We start from the raw sequence: 16080 nt of genomic DNA on the forward strand, positions 1-16080 counted from the left end.
ATCGATACAGGAATAATGATTTTTGAGGTTCACAACTCATAAGTTATGAACCCTTCGGCATAAAAGAAGTTTACACCATTATTTAAGGGTATACAAGTTTATTTTGAGGAAACTGTTCGTATTAGATAAAGTTTCGGACGCTGATACAATCGCGATTTAGCGCCTTTTTTTCGGAAATTTTTAAATTCAAAAAAAATATGCGGTCATTTTTATGTAACGCATAGAAAATATTAATGGAGGTTCACAACTCATGAGTTGTGAACCTATTGTGTTGCTATATATTTTAATAAGCAATGATGGTTAAATAACTAATATTTACTCACGTAATATATAAATTCTTTGGAGCTTAACCTAGGGAAATAGCTACATATTAAAGGTAGTTTTAATGAATATAGTTAAAATAATGGAAAAAAGTTTTAAGGGTATTAGAACTGGGAGGAAATTTGATATGCAAAAGAGAGTCATATATCTAATTTTAGCAATTATTTTCTTAACTACTATAATCGTACAGTCATTTGGCAATGCATTAGCCGTGGCTGTGAACGAGGAGACGATGACAGCAAATACGACTTCTAAGATTGTGAACCCACGAAGTGCCATTAAAGCAGTAGCGGATTCGTCACATTTAGAAAGTAGCAGGTCAAGAGTTCCAGAGTCGACTAGTCAATCGGTTATTCGAAGTGAAGCTAAGCAGTCAGTTGAAAAGTCAAGTTCAAGCAGTCAATCGAAAAATGTGAGTGGTTCTTCAAAAAATAACACTATTAATAAGAAGAAATCGGCTGAATCAAGATCAATTTTAATTCAGCCTAGGGTAATTGGAGAGAAGTATCCAGACTTCTCAAAATCATTGATCGGTCAGTCGGGAGTAACTGCAGTTGATCCTACAAATACGACAGAAGAAATCGCTTATCCTAACAATGCTTTTCCTAATTATATCCCAGGCGTTTCATCCCAAACTGTGCACGGATTAACAATGGATGAAAATGGAATCATTGATGGTTCGCAACTGGACGGTACTGAAAATCATAATATTTATTATTCGAAAGTAATGTCTTATACAGATAGCAATAACAAACATCATTGGATTGATATTAAGGAATCGTTCATTGCATTAGATAAACGTGGTTGGAATGTGGGTTTAAGTAATTTTAAACCAACAACTAAATTTCTTTGGAATTTTACAACAGGATTAGGGGATAAGACAAATAGTGCAATGCCAGGAATGCTAGGTATTGCAGATACCTTAGGAACTCGAGGCGTTAAGGCGTTTTATCCAGCGGCTGGAAAATATACTTCTGGCGCGTCGGGAACAGTCAATCCACCTGATTTGTATGATTTTAATCAGCCTGTAAAAGTCAAGTTAGATTTTATAGATAATGCAACTAAACAGCCTATTAATATTTCGGGATTCTTAACCTTAGGCGATATGGATCATCGAAATTATATTGAATTTTCAAAGAGTGATAATCTTAGTAAAGTTTATGTAACAAATGACTCATTATTGAAAGGAACGACGACTGATCCCAACTTAACGAGAATTGTAAATGGTCTTGGTAATTGGGATTATACACCTAATGGTCCTGCTTTGAGTGGGGACTATGATGCTCAGGGAAATTCAGTTACTAGTGATATCATAAAACCTAATAATACACGAGCATGGGCGACAGTCGTCTTTGACAATGTTAATACTTTAGACTATACGGTTAATGACACGGGTGAGTTAGATTTCCTTGCAAGTGCACTTGTTCCGGTTGCATTTTCAGCACCAGCTAAAGATGGCGATGGTGATGAGTATAATAGCAAGTGGGATGACCAAACGATTCAGTTTAATATGGTTGCCACGTTGCCTTATCGAGGAAGTACAATTCATAACCCGCAGAGACCAGATACAGATACAGATACAGGATCAACAATATCAACATTTAAGCAATCGACTAAGTTTGAATTAACTGATCCGATAGATAGTAATTTAAAAGTTGATACGGTAAAAGTGCTCAATCAATTGGGGAACGATGTTTCAAATCAATTTACAATTAAAACAACAAACAATAAAGTAGTCGCAACTGCCACTGCGGCATTTTTAGCGGATGAAAAAAATTACGCTCAACCGTACACCTTAGAGATTGACACAACGGTTAAAGCGGGAGCGGATTTATCAGCGTATCAACAAGTTGATGCGAATAATAACACATACGCCATGATACCAAACACTGGACATATGTCGGTTATTAAAAAGGCTGGTGCTGCCGAAGAAACTTTCGACAGTAACGTAGCTTATGGACATGTTAAAGCACCTAAGGTGGTCAAAGTTACAGCAACTAAGCAAGTCAAAAATATTACTCAAAACGAAGCTACTTATGCGGATAAAACAGAAGCAATGAATGGCGATCAAGTTAGCTATCTAGCTACTTTTAAAGTTGCTAATGCAGCTAGAGTAGATAAAGCAATCGCTGCTGGGACGGTCATTAAGGATGTACTTGATAAACATTTAACGGTGGCCGCCAAAGCTGTTAAAGTCACTTATTTTGATGCCAAGGGGACCGTATTAGGAACCGAAAATGTTGATTTTGACAGTAATCATGAGTTGAAGACTACTAAAGATGTGCCAGCAGGGGGTTCAATAACGGTTGAACTCACAGCAAGGGTTAAAGATGATGGGACGACGACTGAAATTGATAATACGATGAATATCAGTGGGCCAAGTTTAAGTGCCCCTACAGATACCAATAAAGCCGTCATCAATGTCAAACCGGACGTTACCGTTGACAGTCCGATCACGCAGGTTGTTCAAAATAGAACCCAAAATGGTGCTAAAGATAAAGAAATTACTGGGAATGTAAATGACACGGTTTTATATACTTTTAGCGCGAAAATGACGGCCGTTAAGGCGACCCAAATTAGCAATATTGTATTTACGACTAAGGAAAATGACAGCAGTCATAAGGATAGCAGTGGCGAATTGACGGAGGATAAATCTGGGGATTTCATGTACAGAGTTATTCGTGGTACGACAGCATCTGCATGGATGGCAACAACTGGAGAAGCAATCAAGAATGGTGATGGTTTTAAGATTTCAGTGCCAACCATTAACTTAGATGCAGGTGTTAACCAAGTTGAAGTTATGTACTATAGAAAAATTAAAACGACACCAGATAGTCAAAAATATATTTATAACGATGGTCAAATTCAAATTGGCGCCTCAAAAGCTATCCCAAGTAATGCCACGCGGATTAAGTTAGCTGAAGGAGAAACCGTTATTCGATATGTTGATTTAGATGAAGACTTAGCAAATCCGGATAAACAGCCGACCCAAATTGCGCCTTCTGTTAGCGCTAAGGGAATGCCTGGTAAAGCTTTCTCAACGGTTAATGCAGAACGAGTTGCGCCAAAAGTTATCGACGACTATACAGTAATTGCGGTTACTGAAGATGAAGATTTAACTGCTGCGCAATGGAAAGCAGCTTATAAAGATGATCCACTATTCAGTAGTAAAAAACGGGTTATAACGTATGGTTATAAGAAAAAAATGCTCTCAATTGAAGCCCCTAGTTATTGGGACTTTGGGCACTATAATCGGAATCAACAAGATACAACATACTATTTAAACCCACAAAAAGAACCGCAAGAAGTGACTGTCGCTGATAATTATGGCGTCGACTCATGGCAACTTCAGGTTCAGCAAGAGCATCAGTTTATCGATGATCGTAAACAGGAATTGACTGGTGCAGAGTTACGTTTCAAACAGGGCAATGTCGAAGCTGAAGCGACGAACACTGCTAAAGGTGAGATAACTTCAATTGATTCATTTGAATTAACACCGGGTAATGCTGTTAAAAACCTAATGACCTTTACTAAAAAGGGCGTTTTCCAAAATCGGGATATTAACAAGGATCAAAGTAGTGCCACTAATAGATATACTGACCCTGGTGAGGGTATCTGGCATTATAAATTTGGGACTAGAAAAGAAGCTGGTAACAGTATTGGATTATATGTACCAGCGACGACTAAGCGAGGTAATACTCGCTATACGACCGTGTTAGATTGGTCATTGACGGTTGCGCCATAGGAGGAATTAAAACGTGTTTAAGAAAAAATGGTTACGAAATATTATATTAGGTATTGCATTTGGGATTATTGGGGGAGTTAGTCTTTCACAAACAGCTCAGGCAGCGGTTAAAACAGAGAATGCAGATTTTGAGATTCAGCCGGTTATGCCCGAAGGACAAGTTGATACCAGTTTGAACTATTTCGATGTGCATTTTAAACCAGGCACGACGCATACCATTAAAATGCGAGTCCAAAATTTTACAAATCATAAAATTACAGTTAAATCAGAATTGCAAAATGGCATGACTCAAATCGGCGGTGATATGAAATTTCAAACATCCACAAAGGGGTTGGATCCAAGTTTTAAATACCCGCTAACAACCTTAGGTTCTGTTAAAAAATCAGATCGTATTCTACACCTAGGGCCTCAAGAAACAACGATTATTGAAGCCACCATTAAGATGCCGGAAGAAAAGTTAAACGGCTTAATTTCAGGGGGCTGGCATTTTATTGAATATCGGAGTAATACCGATAAAAATGAACAAACAGTCTCAAGTAATTATGCTTATATGATTAGTGTTGTTTTGAGAGGTGAGCATTATCGAGTTTATCCAGAGTTAAAATATGTTTCAGCTCAACCAATTTTATATGCCAATCGGCCTGCAATGGGGATTAAATTAAGAAATCCGCAACCAATGATTTTAAAAAAGGCGAGCTTCAAGGCAGTTATTTCTAAAAAAGGTCTCTTTGCAGATAAACGGATTTATGAAAAAACGAACTCAAGTATAGCTTCGAATTCAACGGTTACCCTACCGATTTCATGGGACTATGACACGATGAAGCCGGGCACTTATGAAGTTGCAGTCAAAGTTAAGGGTGAGAATTTGTGGAATAAATTGCCAATGTCATGGACCTTTAAACGGACATTTAAGATTACCAAAGAACAAGCTGACGATATTAATAGACGGTCAGTACAGCGACCAACCAATAGTTGGTTGTATATTGCTGCTGCTACTGGGGTTGTTTGGTTAGTAGCTGCATATGGCTTATATAAAGTATTGAGAATCGGGTAATAGAATGCAAAAATATCGACGTTGGTTATTAATAATAATGACGACAGTGTGTTTGACCCTGATATTAGGTAGTGGCGCCGTTCAAGCTACTAAGAAAAAAACCACCACTATTCCAGCTGAAAACAAGGCAACTTTTATGATCATGCCAGAATTGCCAACTGATAATCTTAGCAGTGCTAAAGCGGGTTACTTTAATCTACATTTAAAAAAGCACCAAAAAAAAACAGTGCGGATTAAGGTTTACAACCCAACGAATCAGGCGATTAATATTTATGGTCAAGTGAAAGATGCAACCACTAATGATGATGCAACGATTGATTATCTGGGTACCCAAAAAATTGATACTCAGTTATTAAAACACCCAGGTAGCGAATTAGTATCAGTTCCTAAAAAAACGGTACTTCCTGTCGGGGCAACCAAGTGGATCACAATTAAAATCAACAATCAAAGTAATTTTAGGGGTATTAAGGCGACGGCTATTAATCTGAGTGCTACGCAATTTAATCAAAGTTCAGCAGTTAAAAATGCTTACAGATACGCGATTGGGTTGATACTCAATGGGCAATCACTGCCATCGAAAGACTATCAATATTTACAATCACCACGGATTAAAACACGGTTTGTCGCAAATAGGAAAGCTGCAATTAGTATTCGCCTTAATAATCCAGATCCGATGTACCTTCAAAAAGCGAAAATGCAAGTGACATTAAAAAATCAAAAATGGCATTTTATTAAGTATGAACGCACCTTAAAAAATGGTAAAATCGCGCCGAATTCAAGTTTCTATTTAAATCTGTTATTGGGTGGTAAAAGGCTCGTACCAGGAACGTATAAAATGAAGTTGCATATTGCAAGTAAGCAGTATACAAAAAACATTAATAAGTATGTCGTGATTACTAAATCGCAAGCCAGATACATTAATCGGTATAATGTGGCTTACCAACTATACCGTAACTGGATTTTGGGCAGTGGATTGGTCGTCATTTTAATTGGTAGTTGGATTGGTTTCAAGGTTTTAAGACGAAAGAGGGATTCAAATGCAAAAAATGATTAATAAGTTAGGCTATAAAAAAGCCAAATGGAGCATGATTGCGCTGGTCTTGGTATTAACAATCATGCTAGTTGGTAGTATTACAATGGCGGCGATTAGCTACCATAACTATAATGTATACACCACAATTACCATGTAAGTTCAAACGACTTACAACGAATTAAAACAATTTAGGTTATAGTCATATTTATCGTTTACACATAGCGATAAATATGATATAATAAAAAAGCACTTTATGTGTAAAAATTAATAGGGAGGAATTTCTCGTGAAATTCACAAAATTGACAAGCTCAGTATTAGCTGGCGCAACATTACTTTCAATCTTAGCATCAACAGCATCATTTGCTGCAACATCAACAGCCGGATCACAAGGTGTAACTGATGACAATGGTGGCACACCATTACCAATGTACGATAAAACAGTTGCTGGGATTTCATTTGGCGATAATACTAACAATGGTAATACCGGTTACTTACGTCTTCAAATGGTACCTCACACATTAGACTTTGGTAATCATACATTATTTGATGGTTCAAAACCTGATTTTACAGCTGATGGGTTAAACCTTGCTAAAGCTGATAATAACCGTAACCCTAACTACGAAAGTAACGGTACTAACCAAACAGCTATTTTAAATACAGAAGATGCTAAATTAAGTGACGTTAAAGGTAAAGCATGGGCAACAGTTGTTGACAAACAAATCACCCGTACAGGTACTGGTTATGATGCAAATACAACACCTGCGTCAGGTTCATGGGTACTCTCAGTTAAGTCTGTAGATGCTTTAACACCAGTTGATGATAAAGGTAACCCAATGGCAGCTGATGCAATTACAGGTGCAAAACTTAGCTTCGCAGATACACAATATGGTAGAACACAAGAAATTTTTGGTTTAACCGGTGAAACACAAGATCAAACATGGGCTAAAGATTCAACAGCAACAGGCGTTAAAGCTGATGATAAAGATGTTGCTAAAGATGCAATTGTAAGTAACTTCAGTACACCATTAGCTGCTAACGGTGCTGACATCACAGTTGCTTCAGCAGCCGATGGCGAAGGTCAAGGTGCTAACGTCTTTGGTTGGAGCAGAGAAAACATCAAATTAACAATGCCTAAAGATGCAACTGTTAAGAATGCTATCTACAAAGCTAACTTAACATGGACATTGAGTTCAACAGTTGCATAAAAAAACTTTAATCCAATCTGAATCAGATTAGATTAAAGCTTTTAACAAAGGATTTTAATAAAAGTGGTCGGTAGTTTGCCTTCGGAAGTAAAGCTACCGGGCACTTTTACTACATAAGCAAGTTTAACACAGGCCGTTGTTTTTTCAAAAGAGGGCATTCACAGGGGGATAAGATACATGCAACAAACGAGTGGAGTCGCATTAATGAGTCAATGGTATTTAGAAGGAATGTATATCATTCAACAATTGAATGATATCTGCCGGAAACATGATCTGACTTATGATCAATATCTCGTTTTGGAACAAATCGTTGAAGAAAAACGAAATACACCAAAACAAATTGCGGATACTTTCAAAACTTCGGCACCCGCTTCTTCGCGCAAAATTAATATATTGCAACGGAAACGATTCATCGAAAAAATTCATAATATCGATGGCGACCAACGGACTGTCGAACTTGATTTAACGGCATCTGGCCGCCAACATTATGAAGCTGCGAAAAAAGAATTAGCAGTTAAAAATAGTCAATTCAAGGCTGCGGATATCAAACAATTAGCGGCCATTAAAGAAAAATAAAAAATATCGATAAGAACCAGAAGGGCAGCAGCTATGATTCAGCATAGCTGCTGCCCTTCTTGATGGTTAATGGGTACGCGCTCGTAATGCGGGGAGCAAAGTCCCTGTTCGAATGCTCGGTGGGCATAATTGGTTTACCGTTCGGCTAATGGTGGTTGGTAATAAGACTCATTCTATGATAAAATAAAGATACAAATTAAGAATTCGGTTGAAGCATTGTGCGTTCAAGATTTCCTTCTTTAGGGTGGTAGAAGGGAATTTTGGCGCGCTTTTTTTATGGAAAGGAAATGAATCAATGGCAACTTTAGCAATTATTTTAATAAGTACTTTATTGGCCGGCCACCTTAGCAAACGGATTCAAATGCCGGCGGTGATTGGGCAACTCTTGGTGGGGATTATTCTCGGCCCTGCATTATTCGGGGTCTTACATGAAAATACTTTGATCCACACGTTTTCCGAAATTGGGGTCGTCTTATTGATGTTCATCGCAGGCTTGGAGAGTAACTTGACCTTATTGAAAAAATATTTTAAACCAAGCTTAGTAGTCGCCGTCTTGGGGGTGATTGTACCAGTGGTCAGCATGTATGGCATGAGTTTGGCCTTTGGTATTAATCAACTCGAGAGCTTATTCATCGGGGTGATTTTTGCGGCCACTTCAGTATCGATTTCAGTCGAAGTTTTGCGTGAATTAAACGTGCTAGAGAGTAAAGAAGGGACGATTATACTAGGGGCTGCGGTGGTCGACGACTTATTGGCGGTAATCATCTTGAGTATTTTGACCAGTCTTTTCGGGGCGCAATTGGCTACGGCTAGTGCAACCCATATGCGTTTAGGCTTAAGTTTATTGCTTCAAGCGTTATTCATGGTCGTGGTCTACTTTAGTGTTAAATGGCTTGTGCCATTTGTTATGCATCTGAGTCGTCGTTTGTTAGTGCCGTATGCCAGTACGATTACGTCGTTAATCATTTGTTTTGGTTTTGTCTGGTTCGCTGAGGCCGTCGAATTGAGTGCAGTCGTTGGTGCGTTTTTCGCAGGGATTGCGATTTCCCAAACCCCATACAAAGAAGAAATCAATCGCCATATTGAACCGATTGGTTATAGCGTATTTATTCCGGTCTTCTTTGTCAGCATTGGTTTATCAATGAACTTAGCAAGCTTGAACAACCATCTCCTATTCATTGCGATGTTAACCGTATTAGCGGTTTTCTCGAAGTTAATTGGGAGTGGGCTCGGTGCGCGGTGGATGCACAATTCACCTCAAGGCGCTTATACGATTGGTGCGGCGATGGTTTCGCGTGGTGAGATGGCATTGATTATCGCGCAGATTGGGTATAATGCTAAATTGTTGAGTGCAGTTTATTATTCGGAGATTATTTTCGTTATTATCATCACCACTATTTTGGCACCGCTGATTCTCAAAGATGCAGTGAAACGCCAATTAGCTACTAAAATCGATTAAGCGCAACCGTCAGCAATCACGTATCTGGCGATGCTGGACAACACAACGAAGAATTAATCAGCGAGCTCTATCAAGGGATGACTGAAGATGTTCAAGAAGGTCGCTACTTCGCTGTGAACCATTGTAAGATCAAGCAATCGGCAAGCGGATCAATTTTGCATAAACATTCACTAATTATTCTGATAAGTAAACATTTGATTTTATGAAGCGTTTTCGTTATAATAAGACTATAGTTAAATCAATTAACGAGGTGGAGTGGATATGGCGATTCAAGTAGGTGATTTAGTTCGTGGCCAGTCAAATGATATTATGTCTGCGACTTATATTGGTAAGGTCATTGAGAGATGTGAGGAATCTGTGCATATCTTAATCTTGAACTATGCACCAACTGATCGGTATACGGTCCACGAGTTGATGCAACGAATTCTAGTGGATTCGCATCAACTGCGCACAATTTCGTTAACGAAATAACTGCCCATTAATCATAGATTTCTCCCTAATGAAGAACGATCTTTCTTTCAAGGAAAGGTCGTTTTTTTATGAGCCCAAGCGTTCTGTTTGCAAAGGTAGCGCTTGCATTTGATTGCGAACTCACTTATAGTGAAAGATGAGCGCTGGTAGGAGGAATGTGTAGTGGTTGAAAAAAGAAAGTTAACTGAAACAGATGAAGCAGCATTTTATGCATTAGCCCAATATGCGTTTAACAAACCAGATAGTGCTAAACGCCAGGAATTTTTCAAGCAATTATACACACATAGTGCCGGGGTGGGGATTTTTGACGACGGCCGCTTGGTAAGCGGCTTATTGGCAATGCCCTTTGACGTCTTACTCAATGGGCAAACTTTTAAAATGAGTGGGATTGGTTATGTTGCCAGTTACCCTGAGTTCGCGGGCCAAGGTGGGGTTACGGCATTGATGCAACGCGCATTTGAACAGATGCGCGCAGAAGGTGTAACACTTTCATATCTTGCGCCATTTTCATATGGCTTCTACCGCCGGTTTGGCTATGAACAAGCTTTTGATCAGACGCACTTTGAAATTCGAACGGCTGACTTGCCACGTTTACAATTTCCGCAGAGGGTAGGGCGTGTAGTGCGGATGACGTTGGCCGAAGCGGTGCCGTTGATTGATTCGTTCTTCAATCAGCATCCGTACAATCAAGTCGGCGGCATACAGCGGAGTGCTTGGTGGTGGCAATACACTGTTATGAAGCATCGTAACTGGGAAGTAGCGCTTTATCGAGACGACACAGAATGTGTGGCGGGATATATGATCTATATACGCCAACCAGATACGTTTGTGATTCAAGAATTGATGACGTCGACCGTTGCGAGCCAAGAGCAGCTAATACGTTTCATTCTTAAGCATCAGTCAGCTTATACGACAATTCAGTATGCGAGTGCACTCACAGAGCCATTAGCTGATCTATTACCTGATCCTAGAATTGTGAAGACGACAACCGTCCCGTATATGATGGCGCGGATTGTATCACTAGCTGATTTTTTCGCGCGTTATGCCTATCAAGTGACGGAGCTGCCTGCAGTAACGATTGCAGTTCAAGATGATTTTTTACCTGAGAATGCCGGTTTGTGGCAGTTGAGTATCCATGCAGGACAAGCCACTGTAATCAAGTTGGCGACGGGGACTGCGGACATTGCCGTGACAATCCAAAATCTAACTAAGGCGATGTTGGGGTATCGTTCACTTGAGCGTCAAGCGCATTATGGTCGTGTGCAGGGGGCACAGCCGCAAATCGCACAACTTAGTGCGGCATTTAGCCAGACGAAACCTATGTTATGGGATTATTTCTAATTGAGTATCAAAAAAGCCAACTATCCAGATGTTACCTGAATGGTTGGCTTTTTGAATTAAGCGGGTTGGACAATCTGTACATTGGCCGTTAATACGCCGGCAGCGGGGATATCGCAATTTGGCATGGCTACGTCTAATTGCTGCGCATTAGAAGCAGCGAAGGTCCCAGTATCATTGACAACGCGGTACCATACTTCGCCAGTACTTAATGTAATTTTGATTTGGGCACCACGCGGGATAACGCCCAAATGCGCCGCGACCCCAGCATACATGCCACCAGGCATACTTGTTGCCCCAAGCACTGCCGGATCATAAAAGGTTAATTTGAACGTTCCTTTGTCAATTAAGGTTGGTTCAACCGGTGCTGGTTCAGCAACGGGGGCTGGTGTAGGAGCTTTTATTTCTGCGGCATTGGGATCCGGATGAATCGGACAGCTAACCGGTTGATCTGTTGGGAGAACAGTTGCGTGTTTGACCAACGATGGTTCAGCGGTTTGGGCAGGATGTCCCGTGAACTGTTCGAGGGCTTTCGATGACATAACTTTTTGGATAGGATGGTTCGTCTCGGGTGCTGCTTCATTAGTTAATGCGGCACGTGCGATATTCGTTGTGATTAGCATCAACCATACAAGGCTGATAGCTAACAAGAATGGTTTGTTATGAATAATAAAGCGTCACTCCTAGGTAAGATTTGGAACTAGGAGAGTATATCAATGCTGCATGTCAATTAAATAGCAGTTTCTTTACAGAAATGGGGTAGTTTGTCATGTTAGTTACATATTTGTAAAAGTTAGCGGCTTAATTAAAGGACGTCACGATCGCGTTGGTTGGTGGTAAGCCGCCGATGGGAGTGCTATCATTCGCTATGCTAGCAAAACAGTGAAAAGCAGGGCAACGACCGTTAAGATCGTTGCCCTGTTTTTTAAAATTAGATGAGAAAATAGCCGAATACGCCTAAAATAATTAAGAATAAAAAGTTCATGCCAGTGAAAACGACGAGGAACTTGCCGAGGTCTTTGCCCCAGCCTTTCTTGAATCGTTTGTAAGCAATCAAATTGGCAAGTGAGGCGAACATTGTGCCGACCCCACCGATGTTGATGGCTAAGAACATTGCGTGGCTATGGTTAGTGAAGCTTGAAAGTAGAATTTCCGTTGGGACGTTGGCAATCAATTGACAACTGATGATTCCGGTAATGTAAGTTTGTTTGGCTGTTCCGACAATTGACCGCATGAATGTCGCAATCGTTGGGATGTGACTTAAATTCCCAACAGCAATGAAGAAACAAAAGAATGTTAGTAACAAGCCGTAATCGACTGTTTTGAATAATTTCGGATCAAACGCTAAAATGGCAATGATGACCAGAATGGGTGTCACCCACAATGGAATCAGCGAGAATACTGCGAGGAAAACGACAACCGTTAATGGTACAAAATACCAAAGGGGCCCTTTTTCAACTTCGACGGGATGCAAACCATGAAGCTTAATCGGTTCTTTTGGAAAAAGGAAGGTCGTTGCTGTCAACATCAGGACGCTGACAATCAAGACGGGAATTGAATATTCGAAGAAATGGCGAATTGTCATATGGTAAAACGAAACGAGGAAAATATTATGCGGGCTCCCAAACGGGGTTAATGAAGAACCGAGGTTCGCCGAAATTGTAATAAGCGTCACTGGTAAGATTGGTGAAAATTCAAGTTGCCGTGCAATTAGGATGAATAACGGTACAAATGTTAAGACCGTCATATCGTTGGTTAAGAACATCGCGCCGACAAACGTTAGTGCTAATAACATCTGCATCAGGGCTCGCTTAGAACGACTTTTGACGATTAATTCGCGGGCGAAGTAATCAAGTACGTGGAGCCGTTGATAAACTTGAACGAGCGTCATAATACAAAAGACGCTGACAATCACGTGGAAATTAACGTAACTAAGGTGTGGGCGGTTGAAAAATGAGGTGACAATGGCTGCGATGGCCGCCGCTAAGAGTAGTTTGTCATCTAAGAAAAAATCTCGGATGTTCAAAGCAATATTTTTCATATAGATTCAATTATCCTTCTTAATATAGTTATATTATTCAAAAAAGCACTACTACAATTCTAGACTGTTTACGGGGATAAAAACAGAAAAATTTACAATATATACACAATTTTTACAATCGGTAGCGTTTGATTCTAGTAAACGTGGTTGACTGTCTCGCTTAGCGTTCGCGGTTTTTAATTTAAAGAATTAAGTGGTTTTACTGCTTATCATGACTAAAATTAGGTATAATATAAATAAAATATAAACGATTAATCATTATTAAGAAGGTGGAGCAGATGAAAGACGCCCCAAGACATACAATCATCTTAGGAATAGTGGCCACAGTGATTACCTTTATTTGTGGCATGCTAGTTTTGAAGACGATTTTGAATGTTAATCTATGGCTTGCGATTCTAATCAGTGCAGTGCTAGGCTTATATGTCGGGTTTAATGCATTTTATAGTACGTATTTAGCAGAAATGATCAAAATTGAAGTGGCAAATCAAGGATTAACAAGCCAAGATTTAGCGACAATGATGCATGGTAAGGCCAAGGACTATCCAATTATCCGTGGTGAATTACGCTTAATCATCTCGCGGCGCAAGCGCGCACAGTTATTAGCGAAGTTGCGCGCGCGGGTGCGGTAAGGGTTTTGCATGAACGATTGTTCTGTGTTAGGATAGGACTAATTTACTGAGAAGGTGCGATGGACATGTTAATTGAACGACCACTGATTATGAAGCTTAGCTCTGTACATTTGAAGATGACGCATCGTGCAGAGCCTAATATTGATTAAAAGTCATCTATAGGACATGACTGGATTGAACGGCTGGGGACAGTGGTTTATTTGGAGAATGACTATAGATGAAGTGGTCGATAGTCAATGATTGTAATCATGACAGGGGTAGCGGATGCTGCCCCTGTTTTTTATTTGGAAAGAAAGTAGGAATAAACAATGAGTATTTTAAAAGTCGAAGGCCTCACCCACCAGTTTTTAGATAAACAACTATATGACGACGCAGAGTTTCAAGTTAATAAGGGTGAACATATGGGGATTACTGGCCAAAACGGGGTTGGTAAGAGTACCTTAATTAACATTTTAACGGGGGCCATTCTCCCAGATGCAGGTAAGGTAGAATGGCAAAAGAATCTCAAGATTGGCTATCTTGATCAGTATGCAAAGTTAGCCCCCGGATTATCAATCTTCGAATTCTTGAAGACGGCGTTTGCTGACCTATACACTAAGGAACAATTAATGAGCCAGTATTATGCTGACTACGCAGAGCATCTGGATGACCAATTGCTTGAAAAAGCCGGTGCGCTCCAAGAATACCTTGAAGCTAAAAACTTTTACGATATTGATACGCGCGTGATGCAAGTAGCAACTGGTTTGGGGATTGATGCATTAGGGATGGACCATGATGTCGCCCAACTAAGTGGCGGTCAACGCTCGAAGATTATTTTGGCGAAACTACTATTAGAAGAACCTGATATGCTGTTACTAGATGAACCAACTAACTATTTGGATACCAACCATATTGATTGGCTAAGTGATTATCTTAACCACTTTGAAGGCGCCTTTATCACAATCTCCCATGACTATGAATTTTTGGAACGTGTGACAACCTGTATTGCCGATATCGAGTTCGGTAAGATTACGAAGTATACGGGAACCTTGCAACAAGCCTTCCGACAAAAAGAAGCGAATAAAGCGAGCTATCTAAAGGCCTATGAGAACCAACAAAAGAAGATTGAAAAAACGAAGGCCTATATTCGCAAGTACAAAGCCGGTTCTCGCTCAACGATTGCCAAGAGTCGGGAGAAACAATTGGCGCATATGGATATTTTGACCCCACCAAGTAATCGTGTGAAAGCTAACTTCCGCTTTCCGTACCATGCAACAGCCAGTCAGATGCTATTGACGACCAATGATTTGGAGATTGGTTATGATCGTGCCTTGCTACCAGCGTTGAATTTTTCAATTGGTCGTGACCAGAAGGTGGTCTTGAAAGGGTTTAATGGAATTGGGAAATCAACGTTGCTTAAAACCATCATTGAAGAAATTCCCGCCATTAATGGCGATTTTGAAGTTGCAAGTACGGTGCGGTTTGGTTATTTTAAGCAAGATTTAAAGTGGCCGAATAATATGGCAACACCATTACAATATCTGCAAGGTGAATACCCTGATCAGAAACAAAAAGAACTACGGCAAGTTTTATCGCGAACAGGATTAACAGCTGAAGAGGCGATTAAGCCTTTAAAACAACTCAGCGGTGGTGAGCAATCAAAAGTCAAGCTTGCAAAACTGCTATTAACATCGAGCAATTTTCTTCTATTAGATGAACCAACGAATCATTTGGATGATGATACGAAGCATGCCCTCCGAAAAGCCATTCAGGAATTTGAGGGCGGGGTTCTGTTAGTAACGCATGAAGAGGACTTCTATCAAGGTGACTGGGTTGACAATATTTTGGATGTTGAATCACTTATTAAACAATAGGAATCGCTAGTAGCTTTGGAAGGTTATTGGTAACGACGAAACGTTGCTGATAATTTTTCAAAGCTTTTTTAATAAAGGGCTTGACCACGCCTGTTAATCTTGGTAGTATATAAAAGTTGTCTCGACGAGGAACGGATGGTTGTTAACTCAGCGGTTCGAAAAAAATTAAAAAAACACTTGTTATTTAAACCCCGTCGTGGTAATCTATTATATGTTGCTTACGAAGTGATAACTTCTAAGTGATTGTTAATAAAAAAGATGTTGACGGCTATCAAGTTTTGTGATAAACTTAAAAAGCTGTTTTAACACAGTAGACCTTTGAAAACTGAACAAAGTTTCGACAAACCAAATGTGT

12 protein-coding genes and 1 pseudogene are annotated in these 16080 nt (G+C 39.9%); 11 read left to right on the top strand and 2 right to left on the bottom strand.

Going from position 1 to position 16080, the window contains the following annotated elements; all coding sequences use genetic code 11:
- Positions 1-448 precede the first annotated feature (448 nt).
- The 9 genes from J7Q78_RS08100 (at position 449) to J7Q78_RS08140 (ending at position 11205) form a co-directional block, all read left to right on the top strand.
- Positions 449-4066: a WxL domain-containing protein gene (locus tag J7Q78_RS08100; protein WP_208422947.1), complete on the top strand. Its 3618-nt coding sequence runs from the start codon at positions 449-451 to the stop codon at positions 4064-4066.
- 13 nt (positions 4067-4079) lie between these two features.
- Positions 4080-5120, top strand: a complete 1041-nt coding sequence (locus J7Q78_RS08105; RefSeq protein WP_154243306.1) for a DUF916 and DUF3324 domain-containing protein — start codon at positions 4080-4082, stop codon at positions 5118-5120.
- Between the two features lie 4 nt (positions 5121-5124).
- Positions 5125-6174: a DUF916 domain-containing protein gene (locus J7Q78_RS08110; RefSeq protein ID WP_208422948.1), complete on the top strand. Its 1050-nt coding sequence runs from the start codon at positions 5125-5127 to the stop codon at positions 6172-6174.
- Positions 6158-6310 carry a hypothetical protein gene (locus J7Q78_RS08115; protein WP_154243304.1) on the top strand — a complete coding sequence of 51 codons (153 nt, stop codon included), beginning with the start codon at positions 6158-6160 and terminating at the stop codon, positions 6308-6310. Before J7Q78_RS08110 ends, J7Q78_RS08115 begins: the two co-directional genes overlap by 17 nt.
- A gap of 127 nt (positions 6311-6437) precedes the next feature.
- Positions 6438-7358, top strand: a complete 921-nt coding sequence (locus J7Q78_RS08120; protein WP_208422949.1) for a WxL domain-containing protein — start codon at positions 6438-6440, stop codon at positions 7356-7358.
- A gap of 177 nt (positions 7359-7535) precedes the next feature.
- Complete coding sequence (locus J7Q78_RS08125; protein ID WP_154243302.1) at positions 7536-7934, top strand: MarR family transcriptional regulator; 399 nt, start codon at positions 7536-7538, stop codon at positions 7932-7934.
- A gap of 295 nt (positions 7935-8229) precedes the next feature.
- Positions 8230-9393 (top strand): cation:proton antiporter, encoded by a 1164-nt coding sequence (locus J7Q78_RS08130; protein WP_208422950.1) that lies wholly within the window; start codon positions 8230-8232, stop codon positions 9391-9393.
- A gap of 261 nt (positions 9394-9654) precedes the next feature.
- Positions 9655-9864 carry a hypothetical protein gene (locus J7Q78_RS08135; RefSeq protein ID WP_154243300.1) on the top strand — a complete coding sequence of 70 codons (210 nt, stop codon included), beginning with the start codon at positions 9655-9657 and terminating at the stop codon, positions 9862-9864.
- Positions 9865-10026: 162 nt separating this feature from the next.
- Positions 10027-11205, top strand: a complete 1179-nt coding sequence (locus tag J7Q78_RS08140; RefSeq protein WP_208422951.1) for a GNAT family N-acetyltransferase — start codon at positions 10027-10029, stop codon at positions 11203-11205.
- A 56-nt stretch (positions 11206-11261) separates the two neighbouring features.
- On the opposite strand, the pseudogene J7Q78_RS10140 reads toward J7Q78_RS08140, so the two are convergent.
- Positions 11262-11549, bottom strand: a pseudogene (locus J7Q78_RS10140) (SH3 domain-containing protein); the annotation flags it as partial.
- 584 nt (positions 11550-12133) lie between these two features.
- Entirely contained in the window at positions 12134-13243 is a 1110-nt protein-coding gene (locus tag J7Q78_RS08150) for an SLC13 family permease (protein WP_208422953.1), read from the bottom strand.
- Between the two features lie 278 nt (positions 13244-13521).
- On the opposite strand from J7Q78_RS08150, the gene J7Q78_RS08155 reads away from it, so the two are divergent.
- Both J7Q78_RS08155 and J7Q78_RS08160 read left to right on the top strand, forming a co-directional pair.
- Positions 13522-13872: a hypothetical protein gene (locus J7Q78_RS08155; protein ID WP_208422954.1), complete on the top strand. Its 351-nt coding sequence runs from the start codon at positions 13522-13524 to the stop codon at positions 13870-13872.
- 308 nt (positions 13873-14180) lie between these two features.
- Positions 14181-15725, top strand: a complete 1545-nt coding sequence (locus J7Q78_RS08160; RefSeq protein ID WP_208422955.1) for an ABC-F family ATP-binding cassette domain-containing protein — start codon at positions 14181-14183, stop codon at positions 15723-15725.
- Positions 15726-16080 lie beyond the last annotated feature (355 nt).

Origin of the sequence: Latilactobacillus fragifolii, from assembly GCF_905332535.1 — a bacterium.
Lineage (GTDB): Bacteria > Bacillota > Bacilli > Lactobacillales > Lactobacillaceae > Latilactobacillus > Latilactobacillus fragifolii.